At 65.4% G+C, this 26,990-nt stretch carries 18 protein-coding genes; 5 read left to right on the top strand and 13 right to left on the bottom strand.

Annotated features, from left to right (window positions below):
- Nucleotides 1-24: 24 nt before the first annotated feature.
- From M673_RS09710 to M673_RS09685, 6 genes are all read right to left on the bottom strand, one after another.
- Entirely contained in the window at nucleotides 25-1,128 is a 1,104-nt protein-coding gene (locus M673_RS09710; RefSeq protein ID WP_061975726.1) for a hypothetical protein, read from the bottom strand.
- Between the two features lie 241 nt (nucleotides 1,129-1,369).
- Nucleotides 1,370-2,374, bottom strand: coding sequence for an ABC transporter ATP-binding protein (locus tag M673_RS09705; RefSeq protein WP_061975724.1), 1,005 nt, complete (start codon nucleotides 2,372-2,374; stop codon nucleotides 1,370-1,372).
- 13 nt (nucleotides 2,375-2,387) lie between these two features.
- The gene (locus M673_RS09700; RefSeq protein WP_061975722.1) at nucleotides 2,388-3,218 is read right to left on the bottom strand and encodes a carbohydrate ABC transporter permease; all 831 of its coding nucleotides are present in this window, start codon (nucleotides 3,216-3,218) and stop codon (nucleotides 2,388-2,390) included.
- A gap of 3 nt (nucleotides 3,219-3,221) precedes the next feature.
- Nucleotides 3,222-4,085, bottom strand: coding sequence for a carbohydrate ABC transporter permease (locus M673_RS09695; protein ID WP_061975720.1), 864 nt, complete (start codon nucleotides 4,083-4,085; stop codon nucleotides 3,222-3,224).
- A 183-nt stretch (nucleotides 4,086-4,268) separates the two neighbouring features.
- Nucleotides 4,269-5,597 carry an ABC transporter substrate-binding protein gene (locus M673_RS09690; protein WP_374755540.1) on the bottom strand — a complete coding sequence of 443 codons (1,329 nt, stop codon included), beginning with the start codon at nucleotides 5,595-5,597 and terminating at the stop codon, nucleotides 4,269-4,271.
- Between the two features lie 526 nt (nucleotides 5,598-6,123).
- On the bottom strand, nucleotides 6,124-8,430 hold the full coding sequence (locus M673_RS09685) for a mechanosensitive ion channel domain-containing protein (protein ID WP_061975718.1): 2,307 nt from the start codon (nucleotides 8,428-8,430) through the stop codon (nucleotides 6,124-6,126).
- Between the two features lie 492 nt (nucleotides 8,431-8,922).
- Here M673_RS09685 and M673_RS09680 point away from each other — a divergent pair, with 492 nt between their 5' ends.
- Nucleotides 8,923-10,350, top strand: coding sequence for a phospholipase D-like domain-containing protein (locus tag M673_RS09680; protein ID WP_061975717.1), 1,428 nt, complete (start codon nucleotides 8,923-8,925; stop codon nucleotides 10,348-10,350).
- Between the two features lie 191 nt (nucleotides 10,351-10,541).
- Here M673_RS09680 and M673_RS09675 read toward each other — a convergent pair whose 3' ends face one another.
- Nucleotides 10,542-12,548: a WecB/TagA/CpsF family glycosyltransferase gene (locus M673_RS09675; protein ID WP_061975714.1), complete on the bottom strand. Its 2,007-nt coding sequence runs from the start codon at nucleotides 12,546-12,548 to the stop codon at nucleotides 10,542-10,544.
- 175 nt (nucleotides 12,549-12,723) lie between these two features.
- Between M673_RS09675 and M673_RS09670 the strand changes: the two genes are divergently transcribed.
- Complete coding sequence (locus M673_RS09670) at nucleotides 12,724-14,694, top strand: acetoacetate--CoA ligase (RefSeq protein ID WP_061975712.1); 1,971 nt, start codon at nucleotides 12,724-12,726, stop codon at nucleotides 14,692-14,694.
- Here the strand turns inward: M673_RS09670 and urtE are convergent.
- From urtE to urtA, 5 genes are all read right to left on the bottom strand, one after another.
- Nucleotides 14,691-15,386, bottom strand: a complete 696-nt coding sequence (gene urtE / locus M673_RS09665) for an urea ABC transporter ATP-binding subunit UrtE (protein ID WP_061975710.1) — start codon at nucleotides 15,384-15,386, stop codon at nucleotides 14,691-14,693. The two genes, M673_RS09670 and urtE, sit on opposite strands and share 4 nt — an antisense overlap.
- Before the next feature lie 3 nt (nucleotides 15,387-15,389).
- Complete coding sequence (urtD, locus tag M673_RS09660; protein WP_244493040.1) at nucleotides 15,390-16,232, bottom strand: urea ABC transporter ATP-binding protein UrtD; 843 nt, start codon at nucleotides 16,230-16,232, stop codon at nucleotides 15,390-15,392.
- A 5-nt stretch (nucleotides 16,233-16,237) separates the two neighbouring features.
- The gene (urtC, locus tag M673_RS09655) at nucleotides 16,238-17,395 is read right to left on the bottom strand and encodes an urea ABC transporter permease subunit UrtC (protein ID WP_061975708.1); all 1,158 of its coding nucleotides are present in this window, start codon (nucleotides 17,393-17,395) and stop codon (nucleotides 16,238-16,240) included.
- A complete protein-coding gene (urtB, locus tag M673_RS09650; protein ID WP_061975706.1) occupies nucleotides 17,392-19,047 on the bottom strand; it encodes an urea ABC transporter permease subunit UrtB in 1,656 nt (551 codons plus the stop codon). The genes urtC and urtB overlap by 4 nt, the downstream gene beginning before the upstream one ends.
- Before the next feature lie 131 nt (nucleotides 19,048-19,178).
- Nucleotides 19,179-20,483 (bottom strand): urea ABC transporter substrate-binding protein, encoded by a 1,305-nt coding sequence (gene urtA, locus M673_RS09645; protein ID WP_061975704.1) that lies wholly within the window; start codon nucleotides 20,481-20,483, stop codon nucleotides 19,179-19,181.
- 206 nt (nucleotides 20,484-20,689) lie between these two features.
- Between urtA and M673_RS09640 the strand changes: the two genes are divergently transcribed.
- The 3 genes from M673_RS09640 to M673_RS09630 all read left to right on the top strand — a co-directional run bounded on the left by M673_RS09640 (nucleotide 20,690) and on the right by M673_RS09630 (nucleotide 25,846).
- Nucleotides 20,690-24,079: a hybrid sensor histidine kinase/response regulator gene (locus M673_RS09640; protein ID WP_061975702.1), complete on the top strand. Its 3,390-nt coding sequence runs from the start codon at nucleotides 20,690-20,692 to the stop codon at nucleotides 24,077-24,079.
- Nucleotides 24,072-25,004 (top strand): response regulator transcription factor, encoded by a 933-nt coding sequence (locus M673_RS09635; protein ID WP_082639288.1) that lies wholly within the window; start codon nucleotides 24,072-24,074, stop codon nucleotides 25,002-25,004. The genes M673_RS09640 and M673_RS09635 overlap by 8 nt, the downstream gene beginning before the upstream one ends.
- 167 nt (nucleotides 25,005-25,171) lie before the next feature.
- On the top strand, nucleotides 25,172-25,846 hold the full coding sequence (locus M673_RS09630; RefSeq protein WP_148640013.1) for a hypothetical protein: 675 nt from the start codon (nucleotides 25,172-25,174) through the stop codon (nucleotides 25,844-25,846).
- Between the two features lie 82 nt (nucleotides 25,847-25,928).
- Here the strand turns inward: M673_RS09630 and M673_RS09625 are convergent, their stop codons facing one another.
- Nucleotides 25,929-26,972 (bottom strand): sulfate/molybdate ABC transporter ATP-binding protein, encoded by a 1,044-nt coding sequence (locus tag M673_RS09625; protein WP_061975698.1) that lies wholly within the window; start codon nucleotides 26,970-26,972, stop codon nucleotides 25,929-25,931.
- Nucleotides 26,973-26,990 lie beyond the last annotated feature (18 nt).

The raw sequence follows: 26,990 nt of genomic DNA, 5'->3' as shown, positions 1-26,990 counted from the left end.
ACAAGATCGCGCTCTGGTTTTCCTCTACCGGGCCCCCGTTGCCGCAATCAGTTTCAGCAATGGTTCGGCGCGCTCGTACTCGATGAGCTCGCCTCCGAGGCTTTCCGCCTCGGCCGCGAAACCATCCACATCCGTAAAGACGAGCCTGTTCGACACCCTGAACGGACCCAGCATGCTCACGCCGCACCGCACAGCGAGGAGTGACTCCTCAACCCCACCTTCGAGATAAGCGTGGACCTCGGCGATCTCGCGTGGCAACCCACGGCGCTCGATCTCCGCGTCGATGTCGCAGGCTACCTTGTGCCAGGCGCTCGCGACGCCGGCATCGGACCAGAGCGACAACCCGCCCAAGCGGAACGGAAGATCAGAAGCATAGGTGTCGGCCCAGGACTGTCCGGCGGCCGCAAGGGAGAGGTCCTGCGCTTCGAGCTCGTCCTCCGACAATTCCGTAGTGTCGATCTCCACCGCCACGACGCCGACGAGGAAACCCGACACCTCCTCTTCGCCGTCCGTTTCCGGCATCAGCGAGGGCATCCATTCGAGAACCATGTCGGCCTTTTCCTCGAATGTCAGCGCTCCGTCCGCGCCGTCCGGCGTGAGCAGGGTTTCGGCGAGAGACTTCGTCAGCATATGGACGAGATCCGGACCCGACAGATCGAGATCAGCGGAGAAGGCTGCGATGACGGACGGCATGATCGCGACGGACGAGCGCTCCGGCACGACGCCGGACTCGCGCAAGGATCGGGCGAGTTCGTCAAGCTTCGCCTGGTCGGCGGCGAAGGCCTCAAGCGTCGCGCGCTTTCCGACGACCGGGAACAGAACCGTCTGAATGTCGAGAGCGATCTCCTCGCCCTCCGCCGAAGTCGCCGTCACCTGAAGCGATGCCGAGTCGTCGAACAGCGCGCGTCGGAAAAGCGGAAAATCCTCTTCGAGCTGATCCCAGAGCACAGGCTTCAGACGATCCCAGGCCCGATCCATATCCTCCATCGAGAAATCGATCTCGATGGGCTGGTCCGCCATGAAATCGGCCGCCGCCTTGAGAAGAGCCTTGGCGGCGGGTGAACGATCCCCCTTCGCCGCCTGCCGCGCCAGCTTGGCCGCGTAACGTCGATCCTGCCTGTTGGCCATGGTCGTCCCTCTCCTGCTTGCGGCCGACTATGTCACCGGAGCGAGAACGTCAATGGATTGTCCGTGACCATCGGTCCGACCCTTCTCCGAGCGCGGTACGGCGTCGCCCTGCGGCGCGTTTGCCGGACCGAACCCCGCCTCGGAAATGAAGTAAGGCGGCATCGCTGCCGCCCTATCAACTCCGAATCATCTCTGCGAAGTCCAAGCCCGTCCACTCGTCCGGGCGTATCATGCGCCCCGTTCAAGCCGCGACGGCGAGACCGGACTGGTCGAAACGATGGATGCGGTTGGCTTCGGGCGTGAGGTAGACGGGATCGCCATGGCTGACCCGGTAGTCGCCCAAGCCGCGTGCGGTCACCTGCTCGCCATTATCGAGACGCACGTGAATGAACGTGTCGGAGCCAAGATGCTCGGACACCCCCGCCGTGCCCTTCAACTCGCCGCCGTCCTTTGAGATGGCAAGATGCTCGGGGCGCACGCCGATCGTGTTGGCGCCGTGCTTGGCGGCCGCCGCGCCCGAAAGGAAGTTCATCTTCGGGCTGCCGATGAAGCCGGCCACGAACATGTTGCGCGGGTTGCTGTAGAGTTCGAGCGGCGAGCCGACCTGCTCGATGTTGCCCCGGTTCAGGACGACGATCTTGTCGGCCATGGTCATGGCCTCGACCTGATCGTGCGTGACGTAGATCATCGTCGTCTTCAGCTGCGCGTGCAGCTCGGAAATCTCCAGGCGCATGTTGACGCGCAACGCCGCGTCGAGGTTGGACAGCGGCTCGTCGAACAGGAAGCCCTTGGGGCTGCGCACGATCGCCCGGCCGATCGCCACGCGCTGGCGCTGGCCGCCCGAAAGCTCGCGCGGCTTGCGCTGGAGATAGTCGGTCAAGTTCAGGGTGGCCGCTGCCGCCCGGACCTTACGATCGATCACGTCCTTGCTTTCGCCCGCCATCTTCAGGGGAAAGCCAATATTGGCGCCGACGCTCATGTGGGGATAGAGCGCGTAGGACTGGAACACCATGGCAAGGCCGCGCCCGGCCGGCGGCACGTTGGTGACGTCCCGCCCGTCGATCGAAATCACGCCGTCCGACGTGTCCTCCAAGCCCGCGATCAGGCGCAGCAGGGTGGACTTGCCGCAGCCGGACGGCCCGACGAAGACCACGAACTCGCCGTCGCGAATATCCAGATTCAGGTCCGGGATGATCACGGCCTCGCCGAAGCGCTTGCTGACGTTCTTGAGTTGGATCGATGCCATGTCGTCTACTCCCTTACTTGACGGCGCCGAAGGTCAGGCCACGCACGAGCTGCTTCTGCGAGAACCATCCGATGATGAGAATGGGCGCGATTGCAAGCGTCGAGGCCGCCGAAAGCTTGGCGTAAAAATTCCCCTGTGGGCTGGAGAAGGATGCGATGAAGGCGCTGAGCGGCGCGGCGTTCGTGGTGGTGAGCAGCAGCGTCCAGAACGCCTCGTTCCAGGCCAGGATGACGTTCAGCAGAATGGTCGAGGCGATGCCCGGCACCGCCATCGGCGCCAGGACGCGGAACAACTCCTGGCGTAGGTTGGCGCCGTCCATGCGCGCCGCCTCCAGAATTTCGCCGGGGATCTCTTTGAAGTATGTGTAGAGCATCCAGACCACGATCGGCAGATTGATCAGCGTTAGGACGACGATCAGACCGAGCCGGCTGTCGAGCAGGCCGAGGGTGCGGAACAGGATGGTGATCGGCACGAGCGCGCCCACGGCCGGCATCATCTTGGTCGACAGCATCCACAAGAGCACGTCCTTGGTGCGCTTGGTCGGCGAGAAGGCCATGGCCCAGGCCGCCGGGATCGCGAAGACGAGGCCGAGGAAGGTCGAGCCGAGCGAGAGGTAGATCGAGTTCATCAGGAAGGAGAAGTAGTTTCTCTGCTCCTGAATGGCCGCGTAGTTCTCCGTCGTCCAGTTGAAGAACAGGAACTTCGGCGGAATGGCGATCGCCTCAATCTCGGGCTTGAACGAGGTCAGGATCGTCCACAGGATCGGGAAGAAGATCAGGAATCCGACGACCCAGGCGACCACGGTCGTGAGGATCTTCCGACGGTTGGAAACAGCGCGCGCCATGGATCAGGCCTCCAGATTCTTGCCAACGAGGCGGACGAGGAAGATCGACACGATATTGGCGAGGACGACCGCGACGATGGCACCAGCCGATGCCGTTCCGACATCCCCTTCCAGCGAGATAATCGAGGCGATCAGGAAGGGCAGGTTCGAGGACGCCTCGCCGCCGCCGGTGGTGACGAAGATCTCGGCGTAGATGGATAGAAGGAAGATCGTCTGGATCAGGATCACCACGGTGATGGCGCGCTTCATGTGCGGCAGCGTGATGTAGAAGAAGGAGGAGATCGGGCCGGCACCGTCCATCTCGGCCGCTTCCTTCTGCTCTTCGGAGAGAGACTGAAGCGCGGTCAGGAGGATGAGCGTGGCGAAGGGCAGCCACTGCCAGGCGACGATGATGATGATCGACAGGAGCGGATGATCGGTCAGCCAGTTGATCGGCTGCAACCCGACGGTGGTCAGCGCCCAGGCGATCACACCATTCACCGGGTTCATGATCATGTTCTTCCAGACCAGCGCGGCGACTGTCGGCATGACGAAGAACGGGGCGAGCACGAGAAGCCGCACGACCGTCTGGCCGTAAAAGGCCTGATCGAGAAGGAGCGCGATGAGAACACCGCCGATCATGGTGATCGCGAGCACCCCGGCGACGAGGATCAGCGTGTTCTGGAAGGCGCTGATGAAGCGCGGATCGGACAGGAAGTAGGTGTAGTTCTCGATGCCGACGAAGGGCGTAATCGGGTCGTAATAGGTGTATCGCAGGGTCGAGAAGTAGAGCGTCAGGGCGAGCGGCACGATCATCCAGATGAACAGTGCGACCACCGAAGGCGCCATCATCCAGCGCGCGACCGATTTGGTATGCGTTGTCGCCATAGTTCCCCCCGGGCGAAGCGCCCGCCTTCTTCCGTGCGGGCTGGTGATGGATAGCGCGCGATCTCGGCGCCACGCGTGCGCCGGCCGAACAGGTCTCAGGCCGGCAAATGTCTCCCGATCATCCGACGACGACATATGAATCCTCCGGCCGGCACAGGGCCGGCCGGAGGATAGATTCGGAGCTTACTTGATGTAGCCGGCGCGTGTCATCTCGCGCGTGGCCTGCGCCTGCGCGGCGGCGAGCGCCTGATCGACCGTCGTCGAGCCCGACAGGGCGGACGCCATCTGCTGGCCGACAGCCGTACCGAGACCCTGGAATTCAGGAATGGCGGCGAACTGGAGACCGACATAAGGCTTGTTCTCGCCCATGGACGGATCGGCCTTATTGATGGAGTTCAGCGTCTGCTGCGCGAAAGGCGCGGCCTTCAGGTAGTCGGCGTTCTTGTAAAGCGACTGACGCGTGCCCGGAGGAACGTTGGCGAGGCCCTTCTCCTTCGCGACGAGGTCGAGATAGGCCTTGGAAGTCGCCCAGGACACGAAGGTCTCGGCCGCTTCCTTCTTCTGAGAGGAAGCCGGAATGCCGAGCGACCAGGCCCAGAGCCAGTTCGCGCCGTCGTTCGGGCAGTTGTCGATGCCGCAAGGCGCCGGGGCGAAGCCGACCTTATCCGGCACCTGGCTCTGCTTCGGGTCGGTGACGAAGGACGCCGCGACGGTGGCATCCATCCACATGCCGCACTTGCCCTGGCCGAAGAGCGACAGCGTCTCGTTGAAGCCGTTGGAAGCGGCGCCCGGAGGTCCGTACTTCGTCATCAGGTCGACATAGAGGGCGACGGCCTTCTTCCAGCCTTCGCTCTCAAACTGCGGCTTCCAGGTCGCGTCGAAATAGTTGGCGCCGAAGGAGCGGGCCATGTTGCCGAGGAAGGCCATGTTCTCGCCCCAGCCGGCCTTGCCGCGCAGGCAGATGCCATACACGCCGGCCGACTTGTCGGTCATCTTCTCCGCCGCCTCGGCGATGAAGCTCCAGGTCGGCTTCTCCGGCATCTTGAGGCCGGCCTTGTCGAGCAAGTCCTTGCGATACATCGTCATCACGCTCTCGGCGTAGAACGGCGCCGCAAAGAGCTTGCCGTCCGTCGAGAGCGCCGCGCGGATCGGCGGCAGCAGGTCGTCGGCGTCGTAGTCGGTTCCGAGCGCGTCGAGCGGCGCGAGCCAGCCCTTCTTGGACCAAATCGGAACCTCGTAGGTGCCGATCGTCATGATGTCGAACTGGCCGCCATTGGTCGCGATGTCGGTGGTGACGCGCTGACGCAGGACGTTCTCCTCCAGCGTCACCCAGTTCACTTGAATGTTCGGATGAGCCTTGGTGAATTCACCCGTCAGGCTCTGCATGACGATCATGTCATTGTTGTTGACGGTGCCGATCGTCAGCGTCGTCGGCTGCTGCGCATTGGCATTGCCGGCAAGCGCGAGCAAGCTCGCGGCCGCTACGAAACAGTTCATCTTTCCCATGCGCATATCGACTTTCCTCCCTGACGCCCCGTCCGGGGCCCTTGTTCCGAGATCATCTCAGCTGGCGACTCACGATGGCCTCGACTCCATCGCGAACGAATTGATGCCGTGCGAGCGACATTGGCACCGATCTGCGGTTTGAACGCAAGAGCGATATAACATTCCGTCACCCGCAATCCCCGTCGGATTGAATGGCGGTTCAACCGCCCTTCCCAAGCCTCGCTCTGACCGCCCTGCCCCAAAGGAAGGACAGGTCCACCCTTCGACGCAGCAACTTCGAGCCATGTAACCTCAGGTGAAAAGGCCGGTCCAGACCGAACGCCCATTATACAGGAAAATCTCAGTCAGCCTTCGCTTTCGCAATCGGTACGGAATCGACCCGCGATCGGCCGAAGCCGATCGCGGAAGGACCCCAAATCCGGAGAGGAGATGATGGCGTGTTCAACAGCGGTATCGAAGACGCGTAGGCAAGGAAGATTGGGCTCCTCACTCGCGTCAAGCGCATCGCTGGCCGCATCATGCTTGCTCGACCTCAGTTCGTCGCAAGGCGGATCTGCCCGTCCTCGTGAACGGCGATGCGCTGCTCGGCGGCGAAGAAGCGGATCTGCTCCTCATCCAACCGCCGCTTCAGGCGGCGATTGAACTCCCGCCCGACGCTCCATTGCTGCAACGGCTTGCAGCGAATCGCGCCTTTGATGACGACGCCCTCCCGCGTGAAGCCGTCGACGCCCCAAATCTCCAGCGGGGCCAGCATGTCTGCCCCGAAGACGGGATCGGTCAGAATCTGGCGGCCGACCTCCTGCATAATCTCCATGGTCCGGTCCGCATCCGAGCCGAAGGCGATGGACACGTTGAGGGGGAAGATGCCGAAGCCTCGCGAGTTGTTCTGCAGCGCCTTGATCTGGCTGAATGGAACCGAGTGCAAGGCGCCGTTGCCGTCGCGGATGCGCACCGTGCGAATCGTCAACCCCTCCACCGTTCCGGTCCGATCGCCCGTCGAGATCACGTCGCCGACTGCGATCGTGTCCTCGAAGATGATGAAGAAGCCGGTGATGACGTCCTGCACCAATTGCTGCGCGCCGAAGGAGAACGCCAGACCGATGACGCCGGCACCGGCCAAGAGCGGCGTGACGTCGACGCCGATATTGGCCAGCATGGCGATGACGGTGACGATCGACAGGACCACAAAGACGAGGTTGCGCAGAAGCGGAAGGAGCGTGCGAATGCGGCCCGAGCGCGTGCGCGCCCGGCCCCGGCTGTCGGTCGGCTCCAAGAGATGGGTCACGGCCGTGTCGATCGTCGTCCAGATGGCGTAAATCACGGCCGGGACGATGATGAGCGAGAGCATGGGCTGAACGAAGCGCTGGCCTCGCTCGGAGCCGAGCCAGCCGGCGAGGTCGAAGCCCCAGACATCCACCGCCTGCACCACCACGAAGGCGGCGACCGCGATCTGCAAGAGCAGATGGAAGATATCGAGATAGCGCCGCGTCACCGCGCTCCGCAACGTGATGCGCCCCCGGCTCATGTTGCCGGATAGGCGCCGGAAGCCGGCATTGGCCACAGCCAGCAGCGCCAAGCCGCCGAAAATGTAGAGAAGCGCCGCCGTGCTCTCGAGAATGAACATGCCGTTGCCCGTCCCCGTCAGACGCGCGACGACATTGGCGACCACGAAGGCGAGCGCCACGAGATGCCAGGACGTGGCGAGCCCCCGGAAGGCTGAGGACAGGACGCCGGACGAGCGATCCTTCGCACGCCCCTCGCGATGGCCGCGAATGAGAAGACTGCGCACGGTCAGCCTGTGGCGCAGGATGAAGGCCGCCGTCAGAACAGCAAGGCACAGGTCGATCACCAGCGAGGCGACGTCGGCGACGTTGAAGCCGACCACGGTCCGCAGGCTGAACTCGCGAAGGATCGCCGCCGTCGCAGCAAGGGCGGCCAGCGTGGAAACCCAGCGCAGGAGGCGGCGTTGCGCATAGCCGATCAGCCGCCAGCCGCGCGTCGGGCCAAGCGCGATCAGCATGTAGTAGAGAAGCTGGCGCGTCACGAGCGCGGCGAAGAGCGGCGAGAACAGGGCGACGAAGAGCCGCCCGTCCCGCCAGGTCGGCGCGAAGGCGGCGGCCCAGGCCGAGGCCGCGCCCACCACGATCAGGAGCGGCACGACGCCGAAGGGCACGCATTGGGCAATCCGGCGCGCGATCTGGAAGGCCGTGCCGATCGGGCGCTGCTGCAATTCGCGCCGCCGACGCAGCCAGCGGTTTCGAAACAGGAACACGTAGAGGCAGACGACCACGACGGCGCCGGGCAGCGCCCAGGTCAAGAAATCGAGCGTCGCCTTGCCGCCGAACGAACTGTCGATGCGCGATTGAAGCTCGTCGGCCGCCTGGGTGAGCTTCTCCTCCACAGGCGCGCCGAGGGATGTCGTCTGCGCCGCCTCGCCGCTTTCGGCAAGGCTCGAGGAGATGGCGCCGATCAACCCTTTGTCGCCGATGATGGGGGCTTTCTCGCCCCCTGCCGGCGGTTCGGCCGGAGCCCCTTGTGCCCCGTCCGCACCCGCCTTCGCGGCCTCCCCCTTGCCGGCGGGCAGAGCGCCCTCGAGCGAGCGCAGCTCGTTCAGCAAGGCTGCGCGGCGCGCATCGTCCGAGAGGAGGCCGATCACCCGTTGCAAGGCCTCGCGGTCCGCCTGCGGATCGGTCGCGGCAGCGGTTGGTTCGGTCTGCGGTGTCTTCGCCGCCCCGGTGGTCAGGCCTGGGATCATCGGAATCTGGGCCAGCGCGGCGGTCGGCAGCGCGGCGATGACAAGGGCATAAAGGGCCGCGATCGCGACAAGTCGTTTCAGCAAGAGGTCCTCGTTCGGTTTCGCGTCGAACCGGCTCCCTACGCAAAAGCGCAGTTCGGGAGCTTGGTCGGGTCCGAGCGTCGTCGGTCTCTCTCCTCTCGCCTTGGTACGGCGGCGAGATGGTCGGAAACGTCGGGGAGTCATTTCTGTTGCCTTGCAACATAAGCGTGGCGAGACTTCGCCGAAGATCGGGCCGTACGAGATGAAGGCGTTAAGGATCACCGAAGCATGAGCTGCGGGATCAGGAGGCGGAGATCAGTCGCTCCTCCTTTTGCCGCTTGTCCCTTGCGCATCTTGCCGCATCTTTGCTCACGGAGCCGCGAGGGTCCGGACCTGTCATCCCAGCGAGGCGTCGCTCGCTTAAGGACAGGCCATAATGAAGAAGCACCGAAGGATGTCATGCACGGTCGCGCCTCGGAACCGAAATCCGCCTCCCCGCACTCTCTCGACGCAGCGAAGGGAGTCCAATTTCGTCCCGGCGGGAATTGCCTCTGCGTGGCCGAGGCCCATCGAGCCGCGCTGATCGTGGATGCGGACGAGTATTTCGTTCACGCGCGCGCGGCCATGCTGCGCGCCAAGCGCCGCATCGTTCTGGTGGGCTGGGATTTCGACGCGCGCATTCGCCTTGGCCGGCCGGAAGGCGACAACGCGCCGGAGAAGGTCGGCGACTTCATCTACTGGCTGGTGGACCAGAACCCGGCCCTGGAGGTTTATCTCCTGCGCTGGGACCTCGGCGCCCTGAAGACGCTGGTGCGGGGCTCCACCCTCTTCACGGTGATGAAGTGGATGAGCCATCGGCGCATTCACACCAAGCTCGACAGCACCCATCCGCCCGGCGCCTCGCATCATCAGAAGATCGTCGTGATCGACGAGAGCCTGGCCTTTTGCGGCGGCATCGACGTGACGGAGGAGCGCTGGGACACGCGCGAGCACGTCCATCACGACCCTCGCCGGCTTCTGGTCAGCGGCAAGCCGCACAAACCTTGGCACGACGCGACGACAGCCGTGGACGGCCCGATGGCGCTGGCGCTGGCGCAGGTCGCACGCGACCGCTGGCACGATGCCGGCGGGCGACCGATGGAGCCGCTGGGCCGCACCTACGACCCGTGGCCCGAGAAACTGAAGCCGCATTTCGAGAATGTGCGCATGGCCGTGTCGCGATCGAGCCCGCCCTCGCACACCCATGGGCCGATCACCGAGATCGAGACGCTCTATCTCGATCAGATCGCTTCGGCACGCCGGACGATCTACGCCGAGAGCCAATATTTCGCATCGCGCCGCATCGCCGAGGCGATCGCCAAGCGGCTGGACGAGGAGGACGGGCCGGAGATCGTCCTCATCAACCCTCTGAACGCGCAGGGCTGGCTGGAACCGCTGGCGATGGACACGGCACGCGCGCGCCTGCACGAGGTTCTGCGACAACACGACAGGCATGGCCGCTTCCGCATCTACCATCCGTTCACGGATGGGGGAGACGCGATCTATGTCCACGCCAAGATCCTGATCGTCGACGACCGCATTCTGCGCGTCGGCTCCTCCAACCTCAACAACCGCTCGATGCGCCTCGACACGGAATGCGACGTGACGATCGACACCTCGCTGCCGGGCAATTTCGACAAGGGGCCGACGATCCTCCATCTGCGGGACGATCTGCTCGCCGAGCATCTTGGTGTGAAGCGCGAGGTCGTAACGGCCGAGATCGAACGCACCGGATCGCTGATCGCCACGATCGAGGCGCTGCGCGGCGAAGGCAAGACCCTGCGCCCCTATGAGCGCCCGGAGCTCACGGGCATGGAGCAATGGCTGGCCGACAACGAGGTTCTGGACCCGGAAGGGCCGGACGAGATGTTCGAAGGGTTCGAAAAGCGCGGCCTGTTCCGTAGGCTGAAGCCTCGCAACTGGCGAAAGGCCAAGCCCGCCTGAGCCGGACACAAATGAGCCCGCTCTAGGGAGGACAGAGCGGGCTCTAGCGATGCAACGTTCTGGGAGGAAGTGTTGCAAGTCACTTGAACCAAATTCCAGCCGCGTGAGCTACCCCTTTCAGCGCATGGCTCCTATGCAAGTGGCCGCTGAAAGGTGCTATTCCTGGCGTCGACGTGGCCAAAGGGTGCTCTTCAGACCACCATGCCCTCGAAGGCAGCCCAGGCTGGTTCCTTCGCTTGCACTTCCGGCCCTCGTTTCAGGCAGAGCAACCCGTCCAGCGCGGCGGCGACATCCGCCTGGAACGCTTTTTCGCGCGCAAGACGCCAAGCCGCACCGTCGCGCCCGTCCGGCCTCGGCGTGTTCAGCGCTTCCAAAATGGCACTCACCATGTCGGTGGCGCCATTGGCGACGCGAAGGTCCAGCGGCGGATCGTCGATGCCGCGCAGGGCGATCGATGTGGCGACGGTCGGCACACCGAGGCCCAACGTCTCGATCGTCTTGATCTGAATGCCCGAGCCGACGGTGCTCGGGATCACAACCACCGCGCAGCTTCGTAGAAAGGCGCCGGCATCCGGCATGAAGCCGGCGAAGCGAACCGGGCCGAGCGACGTTCCCGGCGCATGATGGCTTCGCCCGGCGACGACGATCCGAAGATGCCTCGGCAGGCGCGGCGCGACGTTCGCCAAGAACCAGTCGAGACCGGCGCGGTTCACGTCCCAGTTCCAGCTACCGAGAAGCCCGACATCGACGCTGGGGTCCGGCAGCGGCTGCGAGGCCCCGCGAAACGCCTGGCCGGGAACGCCGAAGGTTCGAACCACCCTGCCCGGTTCCAGCTGGGCGAAGGCTGATCCGTCGTCCTCCGATAAGGTCCAGACCTGCCCTGCGCGGGCCACCGCCGCCCGTTCGATTCGCAGAAGCGTCTCGGCCTCGCGCCGATAGACCACGCTTTTCAACCGCTGCCGTAGGCCCGGCTTGGCCGCGCCGGCGATCGCATCGCCATGGCTTCCATAGAGCCGATGCTCGACATTGTGCGCGATCAGCACCACCGATTGCTCGCGCGGCAAGGCGGGAAGAAGCCAGCTGGCCTGCGCATGGTCGACCACGACGAGATCGGCGGGCCGGGTGCGAAGCCGAAGGCGCACGAAGCGCTTCATCGCCGCGCCGACATATTTCTGCACGGAGTAAGGCCGACCGGTCAGTAGCGCGCTGCCCATCCAGAGCCCGGCCTGGAGCGGCCTGCCCGCGCTTTCGATCGGCCAGTCGCAAGGCGACAGGAAACCCGGAGGCGGATTGGTGTCCTGCCCCTGCCGGTGATAGCCGACGACCTCGACCTCGCAGCCCGCAGCCTTCAACCCGTCGATGAAGTTCATGGAGGCGATCTCGCCACCGGTGGTGCGGCCATGAGGCAGAACGGTCGTCAAGAACAGAACGCGGCGACGACCCGGCACCACCGGCTCCGCCGGCTTGGCCTTGAAAAAGGCGCCGGCCGCCAAAGCGAAGATCACCGGTCCGCGCTTGAGATAGCGCCCGGCCATGCGCCGGGGATTGCTCACCAAGCGGTGCAGCCATTCGAGGCCCGCGCGTCGCATCGGCTCGGGCGCGCGGATCTGGCGCTGCGTCAGAAAATCGACGCTGGCGCCTACGCAGAGCGCCAAGCCGCGCTGGCGCCCGGCAAGCCCGAGATCGCGGGCGAAGAGTTCCTGCTTGGGAAAGGACAGGCAGACGAGGAGAAGGTCCCATTCCGCCGCCACGGCACGCGCCACCGTCTCCCGCCACTCGGCCGAACCGACGGCAAGCCGGGCGCCGCAAGGCACATGACGAAGGGCGATCGAGGGAAAGCGCGCCACGAGATCGCGAAAGGCCGCCTCGTCCGGCCCGATCACCGCGATGCGCACGCCGCGCTGAATCGGGTGTTCCAGAAGATCGCGCGTCAGGTCCGAACCGGGATAGGGCGTCAGATGCACGCCGGAAAGAGCGGCGAGCTTCGCGAGAACCTGGCTGTCGCAAATCTGAAAACGAGCGCCGTCATAGACCTCGCGCAGGGCGGCGTCGCCACGATGATAGGACACGACATGATCGACATTGGGCGTGACGACATAGCCGAATCCGCCCTTCAGCGCCTCTCGAAACGCGGCGCGCACCCCCGAGGGATTGGCGTCCAGAAAACGCATCCCGAGATACTCGATCGTCGACATCATGCAGCGATCCTTCCGTCTGGCGGCATGATGACCGCCAAATCTTAAGGACACCCTTGGAATGCGCGCCTGGGCGCGAACGCCACGTTGAGGCCGAAGCCGCCTCGACCGTGCTTGACGCTCGGCCGGGCTTCGGTCTCCACTCCTTTCGAATTCCCGCCTTCGAGGTCTTGCGTCCATGTCCCATTCGTCCCCGCTCTGGACCCCTTCGCCCGAGCGCGCTGCCGCCAGCGGCATGAACGCCTTCCGCGCCTTCTGCGAGTTTCGGCGGGGAGCGGCCATGGCAGACAGCACGGCTTTGCACGAATGGTCGCTATCCGAGCCGGGCCTCTTCTGGGATGCCGTCTGGGACTTCTTCGAGGTTGTCGGCGATAAGGGCGGAGCGCTGATCGCGGATGGGGACCGGATGCCGGGCGCGCGCTTCTTTCCCGAGGCGCGACTGAACTTCGCGGAGAACCTGCTGCGGCCCCTTCCCGGGATCGACGGCGAGGCCGACGCGCTGGTTTCCATCTGTGAGGACAAGGCGGAAACCCGCTGGTCCTGGAACCGGCTTCGGGCCGAGGTTTCTCGCCTTCAACAGGCGATGCGGGCGGCCGGGATCGAGGCGGGCGACCGTGTCGCCGGCCTCCTGCCCAACATTCCCGAATCGATCGCCGCCATGCTGGCCGCCACCTCGCTCGGCGCGGTCTGGTGCTCGGCCTCGCCCGATTTCGGACCGCGCGGCGTGCTCGATCGATTCGGCCAGATCGAACCCAAGCTGCTCGTGACCGTGGATGGCTACTGGTACGCGGGCAAGCGCATCGACCTGCGGGAGAAACTGGCCGAGGTTCTGCCGCAGCTTCCGACGCTGAAGAAGCTCGTGATCGTGCCGCTCATCGGCAGCGATCTCGACCCCGCGAGCCTGCCGGGCGGCACGAGCCTTGAGACCTTCACGGCGGGTTTCGAACCGGAGGAGCTTCGGTTCGAGCGCCTGCCTTTCGACCACCCGCTCTTCATTCTCTTCTCGTCCGGCACCACGGGCGCACCCAAATGCATCGTGCACCGGGCGGGCGGCGTGCTGCTCCAGCACCTGAAGGAGCATGGGCTGCACACGGACGTGAAGCCGGGCGATCGGCTCTTCTACTTCACCACGCTCGGCTGGATGATGTGGAACTGGCTCGTCTCGGGGCTGGCGCGCGGCGCGACGCTGCTTCTCTTCGACGGCTCCCCCTTCCACCCTTCGGCGCCCGTCCTGTTCGACTATGCCGAACGGGAAGGCATGACGCATTTCGGCACCTCGGCCAAATATATCGACGCGCTGCGCAAGAGCGGCACGAGGCCCGCCGAGAGCCACGACCTGACGAAGCTGCGCGCGATGATGTCCACCGGCTCGCCGCTCAGCATCGAAGGTTTCCGCTTTGTCTACGAGGGGATCAAGTCCGACCTGCACCTCGCCTCGATTTCGGGCGGCACGGACATCGTCTCCTGCTTCGTACTGGGCGACCCGACGCGGCCCGTCTATGCCGGCGAAATCCAGGGGCCGGGCCTCGGCATGGCGGTGGAAGTCTGGACCGACGAAGGCAAACCCGCCCCGATCGGCGAGAAGGGCGAGCTGGTCTGCACCCGGCCCTTCCCCGCCATGCCACTTGGCTTCTTTGCGGACGAGAGCGGGGCGAAATATCGCGCCGCCTATTTCGAGCGCTTCCCCGGCGTCTGGTGCCACGGCGACTTTGCCGAAACCACGGAGCATGGGGGCCTCGTCATCCACGGACGCTCGGACGCGACGCTGAATCCCGGCGGTGTGCGCATCGGCACGGCCGAGATCTATGCACAGGTCGAGACGATCCCCGAGGTGAACGAGGCAATCTGCATCGGGCAGCAATATGATGGCGACGTTCGCGTCGTGCTCTTCGTCACGCTGCGTAACGGCGCCGAACTGACCGACGCGCTGAAGGAGACGATCCGCCGCACGATTCGAACCGGCGCCTCGCCGCGCCATGTGCCGGCGGTGATCGTCGCGGTTTCCGACATCCCACGCACTAAAAGCGGCAAGATCGTGGAACTCGCCGTTCGCGACACGGTGCATGGCCGCGAGGTCAAGAACAAGGAGGCGTTGGCGAACCCGGACGCGCTCGACCTCTATCGCGACCGACCGGAACTGCGGGCTTAAACGGTCAGGTGCCTGCGAACCTCGGGGTCGTCGAGATCGGCCCCGACGCCTTCGAAGACGATCTGACCGCGATCCATGATGTAGACCTTGTCGGCCAGCTCGCGGCAGAAATCGAGATACTGCTCGACCAGGAGCACGGCGATGCCGGCCTCGTCCTTGAGGTAGCGAATCGCTCGGCCGATGTCCTTGATGATCGAGGGCTGGATGCCCTCGGTCGGCTCGTCCAGCACCAGGAGGCTGGGGCGCGTGACCAGCGCCCGGCCGATCGCCAGCTGCTGCTGCTGGCCGCCCGACAGGTCGCCCCCGCGCCGGCCCAGCATGGATTTCAGCACCGGGAAAAGCTCGAAGACATGATCGGGAATCGTGCGCTCAGCGCGCTTCACCGGCGCGAAGCCCGTCTGCAGGTTTTCCTTCACCGTGAGTAGCGGAAACACCTCGCGCCCCTGCGGCACGAAGCCGATGCCGGCCCTCGCCCTCGCATAGGGCGCCGCACCCTTGAGGTCGGCGCCGGCCAGCGCGATCTCGCCCGCGCGGATCGCCTGCTGGCCGACGATGGCGCGCATCAGCGAGGTCTTGCCGACGCCGTTGCGCCCGAGGACGCAGGTGATCTGCCCCTTTTCCGCACTCATCGACACGCCCCGCAGGGCCTGCGCCGCGCCATAGAAGAGATCGACATTGGAAACACGCAGCATGGCTCAGCGCCCCAGATAGACTTCGATGACGCGCGGATCGGCCGAAACCTGATCCAGCGGTCCTTCGGCCAGCACATGGCCCTCGTGCAGACAGGTGACCTTCACGCCGAGCGCGCGCACGAAATGCATGTCGTGCTCGACCACGACGACGGAGCGCGTCTGCGCGATTTCGCGCAGGAGCCGCGCCGTTTCCTCGGTTTCGGCGTCGGTCATGCCCGCCACCGGCTCGTCCACCAGAAGAAGCTCGGGGTCCTGCGCCAGCAGCATGCCGATCTCCAGCCATTGTTTCTGGCCGTGGCTGAGATCGGCCGCCGGCAGATGCCGCTTGGCTGAGAGGCGCACCGTCTCCAGAATGCCGTCGATCCGCGCCCGCTCCTCGCCCGTGCGCTTGTGGAACAGCGTCGCAAAAACCCCGCGCCGGCCGGACAGGGCCAGAACCAGATTGTCCTCCACCGTGTGGCTTTCGAAGACGGTCGGCTTCTGGAACTTTCGGCCGATGCCCATGGAGGCGATCTCGGCTTCATCGTGCGTGGTAAGGTCGGTATCGCCGGCGAAATAAACCTCGCCCGCATCGGGCCGGGTCTTGCCGGTGATGATGTCCATCATCGTCGTCTTGCCGGCGCCGTTCGGGCCGATGATGGCGCGCATCTCGCCGCGCGCGACGACAAGCGACAGATCGTTGATCGCCTTGAATCCGTCGAAGCTCTTGGTGACGCCGTTGAGATAGAGCAGCGTCTCGCCGCGCGGCGGCTTGCCGGCGTCCTCCCTTTCGCGCGCTTCGGCCAGAAGCGTGGCGTAGGGATGGGGCGACAGTCGCGGAGCGGTCTGGGTCGTGGTCTCGGTCATGGCTCTCACTCCGCCGGGCTGGGGTTGGCGACCGGCTCACCGGCCACGCCCTTTTCGGCGCGCGCGGCGCGGCGTCGCTCGCTCAGCGCCCGCCAGCCATGGTCGATCGTGCCGACGATGCCGCGCGGCAGGAAGAGCGTGACCACCACGAAGAGCGAGCCGAGCACGAAGAGCCAGCTTTCGGGGGCTGCGGCGGTGAAGTAGCTCTTGCCGCCATTGACGAGGAGCGCGCCGAGCACCGGCCCGAGGATCGTCCCGCGCCCGCCGACCGCCGTCCAGACCACGACCTCGATCGAGTTCAGCGGTGCGAACTCGCCGGGATTGATGATGCCGACCTGCGGCACGTAGAGCGCGCCGGCGACACCGGCCATGACCGCCGAGAGCGTGAAGGCGAAGAGCTTCACATGCTCCGCCCGCCAGCCGAGAAAGCGCGTGCGGCTTTCGGCGTCGCGCACGGCGACCATGAGCAGCCCGAGCTTGGAACGCGTGACGGCGGAGACGACGAGGACGAAGAGCGCCAGGGCCACCGCCGTCGCCGCGAAGAGGCCGGCGCGGGTCGAGGCCGCCTGGATGGGGAAGCCGAGAATGTCCTTGAAGTCGGTCAGCCCGTTGTTGCCGCCAAAGCCCATGTCGTTGCGGAAAAAAGCGAGCAAAAGGGCGTATGTCAGGGCCTGCGTGATGATCGAGAGATAGACGCCGGTGACGCGCGAGCGAAAGGCGAAGTAGCCGAACAGGAAGGCCAGGAGGCCCGGCACCAGCAGCACCATGAGCGCGGCGAACCAGAACTGGTCGAACCCTTGCCAGAACCAGGGCAGCGCCTTGTAGTTCAGGAAGACCATGAAGTCCGGCAGGAGCGGATTGCCGTAGACGCCCCTGCTGCCGATCTGGCGCATGAGATACATGCCCATCGCATAGCCGCCGAGCGCAAAGAAGGCGCCGTGACCGAGCGACAGGATGCCGACATAGCCCCAGACGAGATCGAGGCTGAGCGCCAGGATCGCGTAGGACAGATACTTGCCGAAGAGCGGAACGAGATGGTCCGGCACGCGCAAGGGGTGGCCGGCGTGAAGCGCGAGGTTCGAGACGGGAACCAGCACCGCGACGAGAAGCAGGATCGCGGCGAGCCAGAGGGCTCGGGGTCCGAGAAAGCGGGCAGTGATCATGCGTCGACGAACCTTCCCTTGAGAGCGAAGAGGCCGCGCGGGCGTTTCTGAATGAAGAGAATGATGAGAACGAGCACCACGATCTTACCGAGCACAGCGCCGGCATAGGGCTCGAGGAACTTGTTCAGGATGCCGAGACTCATGGCCCCGACCAGCGTGCCCCAGAGATTGCCGACGCCGCCGAACACCACCACCATGAAACTGTCGATGATGTAGCCCTGCCCGAGGTCGGGCGAGACGTTGTCGACCTGGCTGAGCGCGACGCCCGCCATGCCGGCGATGCCGGAGCCGAGCGCGAAGGTCATGGCGTCCACCATCGGGGTGCGGATGCCCATCGCGGCGGCCATGCGGCGGTTCTGCGTCACGGCGCGCATCTTCAGGCCGGCCGAGGTGCGATTCAGCGCGAAGAGCAGCGCGGCGAAGACGGCGAGCGCGAAGACGATGATCCAGAGCCGGTTCCAGGTCACCGACATCAGCCCGACATCGAAGGAGCCCGACATCCAGGACGGATTGGACACCTCGCGATTGGTCGGTCCGAAGATCGTGCGCACGGCCTGCTGCAGGATCAGCGAAACGCCGAAGGTGGCGAGCAGCGTTTCCAGCGGGCGGCCGTAGAGGAAGCGGATGATGCCGCGCTCCATGACGAAGCCGACGAAGCCCGCGACGAGAAAGGCCAACGGCAGGGCCAGCGCGAGACTGAAGTCCAGCCATTGCGGCGCGTTCACCCGCAGCGCCTCCTGCACGACGAAGGTCGTGTAGGCGCCGATCATCACCATCTCGCCATGCGCCATGTTGATGACGCCCATGACGCCGAAGGTGATGGCGAGGCCGATGGCGGCCAGAAGCAGAACCGAGCCGAGCGAGATACCGTACCAGATGTTCTGGGCCTGGCCCCAGAAAGCGATCGTATCGGCAATGGCGGCGACGCCGCTTGTTGCGGCTTTGGCGACGGTGGGGTCGGCGTCGCTGGCGAAGGTGGTGAGAACGTTCTGCGCCGTGCGGTCTCCGCGCGTGGTAAGCACCTTCACCGCCTCGGCGCGCTCGGCGGCCGGCCGGTCGGAGCGAAGGACGGCGACAGCCCTCGCCTCCTCGAAGCGCGTGCGGATCGCCGGCTCGCTCTCCTTGGCGATGGCGTCGTCCAGCGCCCCAATCTGATCCGGCGCGGCCTTGTCGAACAGGCTGCTCGCGGCCCGCATGCGCTCGGCCGGATTGTCGGAGCCGAGCGTCAACGCGCCTTTCAGCTCCGCCACCAGCGAGCGGATGGAATTCTTGACGCGCACCTTCTCCAGGCTCGCCTTCGGCAGGTCGCCGATCGGGACCGACGTCAGGGGGTCGATGGCCGCCAGCGTCGCGCCTCGCCCCGTCGCGATCACCACGCGGTTGTCGGTCTTGGAATAGTAGAGGTCACCAGACGCGAGCGCGTCCATCGTCGGCGCGACGCGGGGATCGCCCGTCGCAGCCAGGGCGCGCAGATTGGCTTCCGTCTCCTCGAAGCTCTTCTTGCCGGCGAACCCCGCGATGATCGCGGCCGGGTCGGCGCCTTGCGCAAAGGATTTGCCGCCGGTCGCCAGAAACGCGCCGGCCAGAAGCGCGAGGGCGACGGCCAGCACTTCCAGAAAGCCGGTCAGCACAGCTCGAAGCTCAGTCAACATCGAAACGTCCCACATTGGGGGTAAGGCGGGAAAAATGCCCCGGCGCGAACCGGAGATGGAAACGGTCCCCGCGAGGGGGACCGTTTCGCAGGCTCCCGACCGCCGCGCATCGACGGGCGGGAAAGCCGAGATCAGTTGGAAGCGGCCTGCGCGCCGGCGCCGCCGCACTTGCCGGTCTGCGTGTTGAAGTTGCCGCAGTTCATGGGCTTGCGCCAATCGGAGATGAGCGGCGCCGATTCCGGCAGGTAGTCCGACCACTCGTCGCCCAGCACTAGACCCGAGGTTTCGTGCACCACCTCGAACTGGCCGTCGGCCTGGATCTCGCCGATCAGAACAGGCTTGGTGATGTGGTGGTTGGGGCCCATCGAGGACATGCCGCCCGTCAGGTTGGGCACGGCGACGCCGACCATAGCGTCGATCACCTTGTCCGGGTCGGTCGTGCCGGCGGCCTCGACGGCCTTCACCCACATGTTGAAGCCGATGTAATGAGCTTCCATCGGGTCGTTGGTGACGCGGTCGGTGTTCTTGGTGAACGTCTTCCACTTGGCGATGAAGTCTTCGTTCTCCGGCGTGTCGACCGACTGGAAGTAGTTCCAGGCCGCGAGATGGCCGACGAGCGGCGCAGTGTCGATGCCGGCGAGCTCTTCCTCGCCCACCGAGAAGGCCATGACCGGCGTGGTCTCGGCCGAAACGCCCTGGTTCGCCAGTTCCTTGTAGAAGGGCACGTTGGCGTCGCCGTTCACGGTCGACACGACGGCGGTCTTCTTGCCCGAGCCGCCGAACTCCTTGATGGCCGAAACCTCGGTCTGCCAGTCGGAGAAGCCGAAAGGCGTGTAGTTCACCTTGATGTCCTCGGCGACGACGCCCTTGGACTTCAAATAGGCTTCGAGGATCTTGTTCGTGGTGCGCGGGTACACATAGTCCGTGCCTTCCAGCACCCAGCGCTGCACGCCCTCGTTCATGAGATAGTCGACCGCCGGGATGGCCTGCTGGTTCGGGGCGGCGCCGGTGTAGAAGACGTTGCGCTCGGACTCTTCGCCCTCGTACTGCACGGGGTAGAACAGGATCGAGTTCAGCTCCTTGAACACGGGCAGGACCGACTTGCGCGACACCGAGGTCCAGCAGCCGAAGGTCGCGGCGACCTTGTCCTGCGCGATGAGCTGGCGGGCCTTCTCAGCGAAGAGCGGCCAGTCCGACGCGGGATCGACCACGACGGCTTCCAGCTTCTTGCCTAGGAGCCCACCCTTCTTGTTCTGCTCGTCGATGAGCATGAGCATGGCGTCCTTCAGCGTCGTCTCCGAAATCGCCATCGTGCCCGACAGAGAGTGGAGAATGCCGACCTTGATCGTGTCGTCGGCTGCAAAGGCGCCATGAAGCGCGGTGGTGGAAAGGGCCGCAGCCAGCGCGGCGCCAAAGAAACTGGCCTTGAACGTCATGATTCGAACCCCTCTTCGTCTTCCCCGAGCGACTGGCACCCCAGGGCCCGCCGCGTTCGGATTGGACTATCGGTTGCGCGCGACGCTTCGCACATACGTCGAATGACGTAGGTCGGGCGGTGGGGTCGCTGGTCTTGCGTTTCGGCCCTCGGCCGGAAACAATGCTCAAAACCCGGTCAATGCGGACTGACAACCAGAAAACAGGCATGACCGCGCGCCAACGCATTCTTCCCATCCGCCGCGAATACAATCGCTGGGTCGCCAACCAGACGTTGGAGGACTATGCGCTACGCTTCACCGCCAAGCGCGCCCGGCGCTGGACGGCGCCGCGCGTGTCGCAAACGGCGATCGGTGCCATATCCTTCCTGGCGCTGGAGGCGGTGGGCGGGGCGATCACCTTGTCCTTCGGCTTTTCCAACGCGGCGCTGGCGATCATGGTGGTCGGCCTCGTGCTGCTCGTTACCGGCCTGCCGATCAGCTACTATGCCGCGCGATACGGCGTCGATATCGACCTTCTCACGCGGGGCGCGGGCTTCGGCTATATCGGCTCCACCGTCACCTCGCTGATCTACGCGACCTTCACCTTCATCCTCTTCGCGGTGGAGGCCTCGATCATGACGGCGGCGCTGGAGCTTGCCTTCGGCGTTCCGCTCTGGCTCGGCTACATCGTATCGGCCCTCGCGGTCGTGCCGCTGGTGACGCATGGCGTCACTTGGATCAGCCGGTTTCAGCTCGCCACCCAGCCGCTCTGGATCGGGCTCAACATTCTGCCGGTGGGCTTCATTCTTTGGCACGACTGGGGTTCGCTCCAAGCCTGGGTGAACTTCCCTGGCCTCGAGGCAGCGCCGGGCACCGACGCGCTGAGCCTGGTGAAGTTCGGCGCGGCGGCCTCGGTGATCCTGGCGCTGATGCCGCAGATCGGCGAGCAGGTGGATATCCTACGTTTCCTGCCCGAGCAGCGTCGCGCCTCGCTGCGCGACAGCGCGGGCCGCTCGTGGTGGCTGGCGCTTCTCTCGGCCGGCCCGGGCTGGATCGTGCTGGGCGCGCCGAAACTCTTCTTCGGCTCATTCCTCGCCGTCCTGGCGCTTCGCGCTGGCGTCGCGCCCGAGCACGCGGCGGAGCCAGCTTACATGTACAACGTGGCCTTCGGCTTCGTCCTGCCCTGGCCCGAGGCGGCCGCTCTGCTGACCGCCGGCTTCGTGGTGGTGTCGCAGCTGAAGATCAACGTGATGAACGCCTATGCGGGCTCGCTCGCCTGGTCGAACTTCTTCTCACGCCTCACCCACAGCCATCCCGGCCGCGTCGTCTGGCTGATCTTCAACGTCGCGATCGCGCTGCTTCTCATGGAGCTCGGCATCTACGAGGCGCTGGAGGTGACGCTCGGCCTCTTCGCCAATGTGGCCGTCGCCTGGCTCGGCGCGATCGTCGCCGATCTCGCGATCAACAAGCCGCTGGGCCTGTCGCCTAAGGGCATCGAGTTCAAGCGCGCCCATCTCTACGATCTCAATCCGGTGGGCCTCGGGTCGATGGGACTTGCGACCCTCGTCTCGCTTCTGGCCTTCGGAGGTCTGTTCGGTGAAACCGCGCAGGCGCTTTCGGCCTTCGTCGCGCTCGGCGTCGCGCTCGTGACGGCACCGGCGATCGCCTATGCCACGGACGGGCGCTACTATCTCGCCCGCAAACCGCGCGCCGCCTGGGCACAACGGACGGAGATCACCTGCCGGGTGTGCGAGCTGCCCTTCGAGCCCGAGGACATGGCCTATTGCCCAGCCTATTCCGCGCCGATCTGCTCGCTCTGCTGCTCGCTCGACGCGCGCTGCCATGATCTCTGCAAGCCGCATGCGCGCTTCTCCGCGCAGGTCGCCTCGCTCGCCACCGCCCTGCCCGAGCGGCTTCGGCGGCGGATCGACGCCAAGGTCGGCCACTATCTCGGCGGCCTCGCGCTGCTCGCGGGCGTCATCTCGGTGGTCCTGTCGCTGATCTACTATCAGGCCGTTCTGGCGAGCCCGGACGATACGGAGGTCATCGCCAAGGCGCTCTGGGCCGCCTTCTTCGTCCTGATGATCGTCGCGGGCATTTCGACTTGGTTCTTCGTCCTCGCGCAAGAAAGCCGGCGGGTGGCGCAGGAGGAATCGGCGCGCCAGACGACGCTGCTCCTGAAAGAGATCGAGGCGCACCAGCGCACCGACGCCGCCCTGCAGAGGGCCAAGGAAATGGCCGAGGCGGCGAGCCTTGCCAAGAGCCGCTATGTCGTGGGCATGAGCCACGAGCTGCGCACGCCGCTCAACGCCGTGCTCGGCTATGCCCAGCTTCTGGAGCAGGACGCGGCCATTCCTTCGGCCAAGATGGGCGGCATCCGCACCATCCGCCGCTCCGCCGAGCATCTCTCCGGCCTGATCGACGGACTCCTCGACATTTCCAAGATCGAGACCGGGCGGCTGCAACTCCAGCGCGGCGAAGTGCGGCTGGCCGATTTCCTGGCCCAGCTGGTCGACATGTTCCAGTTGCAGGCGAGCGCCAAGGGGCTCGACTTCCGCTTCGTCCGGCCCGAGCGCCTGCCCGAGGTCGTGCGCACGGACGAGAAGCGGCTGCGGCAGATCCTCATCAATCTCCTGTCCAACGCCGTAAAATACACGGAGTTCGGCCGGGTCACCTTCGAGGTCGCCTATCGCAGCCAAGTCGCGATCCTGACCGTCACCGACACGGGCCCCGGCATTCCCGAGCCGGAGCTCGGCCGCATCTTCGAGCCGTTCGAGCGGGGGAGCGCGGCGCAGGGAAAGACGCCGGGCCTCGGCCTCGGTCTCACCATCACCCGGCTTCTGGCCAATCTCATGGGCGGCGACATCAAAGTGTCGTCCACGGCCGGCGAAGGAAGCCGGTTCGAGGTGCGCGTCATGCTTTCGGCCGTGCCCGACGCGCGCGTCTCGCCGATCCCGGCCGGCGCGGAGCGAGGCGCAGCCAGCGCAATCCAGGGCTATGCCGGGCCGCGGCGAATGGTTCTCGTGGTGGACGACGACGAGACGCATCGCGATCTCATGGTGGAGGTTCTGCGCCCGCTCGGCTTCATCGTGCTGACCGCGCCGGACGGCCCCGCCGCCCTAGCGGTCACCGCCGAAATGCGCCCCGATCTTTTCCTGCTCGACGTGCAGATGCCCGGCATGAACGGCTGGGACCTCGCAAAGGCGTTGCGCGCGGGTGGCCAGACCGGCACTGTAATCATGCTGTCGGCGACCTTCGCGGAGGCGCCCGGCGCGGGCGAGACGGCGCCGGAGGCCGCCGCGCAACTGGCCAAGCCCTTCGACCTGCGCCAACTCCTGGCGACAGTCGGCGACGTGCTCGGCCTCCAATGGACGCGAGGCAGGCCGCCGGCGAAGGTGAGTCAGCCGCCCCGGCCCCTTCGCTATCCGCCACCGGCCGATATCGCACAACTTCTCCAGTTCGGACGGATCGGCTATGTCAGGGGCATCGAACAAAAGCTCGCAGCCATCGAGGACGACCCCGACATGAAGCCCTTCGTGGACGCGATGCGAGTTCACATCGGCGGGTTCGACCTGCGCCGCATGGTGAGCGCGCTGGAGGCCGCGCCCGGTGAGTGAGGCGCGCCCCGGGGCCGGCGAGCGGGAGCGCGACATCGTGCTCGTGGTGGACGATTCGCCCGACACGCTGCGGATGCTGACCGACGCGATCGAACAGGGCGGCTCGACCGTTCTGGTCGCGCTCGACGGCGAGCAGGCCCTCGGCATCGCCCAGGCGATCACGCCCGACATCGTGCTGATGGACGCGGTCATGCCGGGACTCGACGGATTCGAGACGACGCGGCGCCTGAAGGCCGACCCGGCGCTTCGCCATGTTCCCGTGATCTTCATGACCGGCCTTGCCGACACCGAGCATGTCGTGCGCGGGCTGGACGCCGGCGGCGTCGACTACGTCGCCAAACCCATCGTGCCGGACGAGCTTCTGGCGCGCATGCGCGTTCACCTCGCCAATGCCCGCGCCGCGCAAAACGCACGCGCCGCTCTGGACACGGCCGGGCGCTTTCTTCTGGCAAGCGACGGCGCCGGCGTCGTGCTCTGGTCGACGCCGCAGGCAACGCGGCTTTTGGCCGGCGTCCTGGAGCCGATCGACGGGCGCCCCGCCCTGCCCCTTGCCTTTCGCGACTGGCTTCAAGGCGGCGCGGCCGGGCAGGCTCCGGTGGCGAGCGAACTCGTTTCGGAAGCCGGGATGCGGCTTCAGCTGAGCCCGCTCGGCAAGGTCGGCGACGACGAACATCTGTTCCGCCTCACCGTGGACGACACGGCGGGTGAGGAAGCGCTCCTGCGCCAGCATTTCGGCCTCACAATGCGCGAGGCCGACGTTCTTCTCTGGCTCGCGCGCGGCAAGTCCAACCGCGACATCGCCGCGATCCTAGACCTTAGCCCCCGCACGGTGAACAAGCACCTCGAAGTGATCTTCGCCAAGCTTGGGGTCGAAAACCGCGCGACGGCCACGTTCCTCGTCATGAAAACGCTGAGCGAGCGCTGAACAGCCGGTCAGGTCCCTAACGGTTTGTGCAGCTGATGGCACGTTGGGACTCCGTTAAGAGCCGGGCGAAATAATCTTCGTTGATCCTCTTTGTAAGGTCCGGGCCAGATGCGGATTTGATTTCGGACATGTACAAACTGCGAAGGAGCCGTTTCCGGAGACCCGTCATGTCGAACGTATCGCCCGTCAAGCAATCTCAACTCGCGATGGGAAACTGGAATCTCGGAAAAGGCGTGGTCGGACATTTTGTCCCCGGCGGTGGAGAGTTCATGTCCGCCGCCGCAGCGGCGGACAAGGCGACGCAGCTGAGCGACATTCTTCAGATGTATTTTCAGGCGCGAGACGAAGTCTACGATGGCAAGGATATCGAACCCGACGATCTGAAACGGGCGCTCCTTCACGCGCGCGGTAAGAAAAGCACGAAGTCGCAGCGAAAGCTCGTGATCGGCGGCGCGAAGGTTGCGATCACCGTTGGCGTCGCGGCTACAGGCGCGACGGTCGGATCCATCGTCCCAGTTGCGGGCACGATCGCCGGCGGCGCGGCGGGATACGGCGCAGGCATGGTTCTCAGTACGGGTGTTTCTGCGCTGGACCAGGGCAAGCGCAAGCTCAAGGGTCTGCTCAAACATGTTCGTGGAACGCGCGGCAAACACCGCGAACAGGCCGCGCTGTCCATTCTCTACAATAGCAAGAAGCCGTCCACGCCCTTCGACGCCAAACAAGCGGCTGCAACGCAAGCCCTCGTTGCCCTTCTCGGAATCGAAGCCGACCTCTTCTTCAAGGAGCGCCTTACGGAAAAGGACCAGATCGATCGTCTGGCGGCCCGTTTGAAGTCCAACTGAACCGCATCCGGCGCCTTTGGGTGTCGCGAACCCAAGGCGCCGAAGCATTTCTGCCAACCCCGCTGCTTTGGCAGCGAGCCGATCAGACGGAAGCCGCGTCGCGATAAAGCTGCCAGCGGCGTGGGCGCACGTGGAGTTCGGTCCCCGGCTCGCCGCCTCGGTCGGCCGGCATTTCGACTTCGATACGGCGCCGATCCGGCCCTAGTTCGAACTCGGAAATGCGCGAGCCGCCGGCCCGGCGCGACAGCGAGACGGTGCCGCTCAACGCCGGGCTGCCCGGCTCCACGATGTCGAGATCATGCGGGCGGACATAGAGGTTCCAGCACCCGTCCGCCTCCTCCGTCCGGCCGAGAAGAATGTCGCCATGGCGAATCTCGCCCGAGCGCACCTCGACCGGCACGAGGTTGGACTGGCCGATGAAGGAGAAGACGAAAGGCGTGCGCGGCCGGTCGTAGATGTCGTCGGCCGAACCGACCTGCTCGATCCGGCCCTGGCTCATGACCACGACGCGGTCCGCCAGCTCCAGCGCTTCTTCCTGATCGTGCGTGACGAAGACGGTGGTGAGGCCGATCTTGTCGTGCAACTCGCGCAGCCAGCGGCGCAGCTCCTTTCGCACCTTGGCGTCCAGCGCGCCGAAGGGTTCGTCCAGCAGCAGCACGCGGGGCTCGATGGCGAGCGCGCGGGCCAGCGCCACCCGCTGCCGCTGACCGCCCGAAAGCTGCTGGGGATAGCGTTTCTCCAAGCCCGAAAGCTGCACGAGATCGAGCAACTCGTTCGCCCTGCGGCGGATCTCGGCCTTGGCCGGCCGACTGGCGCGCTCGCGCACGCTGAGGCCGAAGCCGATATTCTCGGCCACCGTCATATGCTTGAACAGCGCATAATGCTGGAACATGAAGCCGACATTGCGCTCCTGCACCGTCTTCGACGAGGCATCCTCCTCGCCGAAGAAGATCTGGCCGCTGGTCGGGAATTCCAGTCCCGCGATAAGCCGCAAAAGCGTCGTCTTACCCGAGCCCGAAGGGCCGAGCAGCGCGATCAGCTCGCCCGAGCGAATGTCCAGCGAAACATCGTGGAGCGCGGGATAGAGATCGAATTCCTTGCGGATGTTGCGAACGCGAATGTCCATGGGAAATGTCCTTCGATC

It is taken from the genome of Aureimonas sp. AU20 (genome assembly GCF_001442755.1).
Lineage (GTDB): Bacteria > Pseudomonadota > Alphaproteobacteria > Rhizobiales > Rhizobiaceae > Aureimonas.
This window is presented reverse-complemented; position numbering and strand designations above follow the sequence as displayed.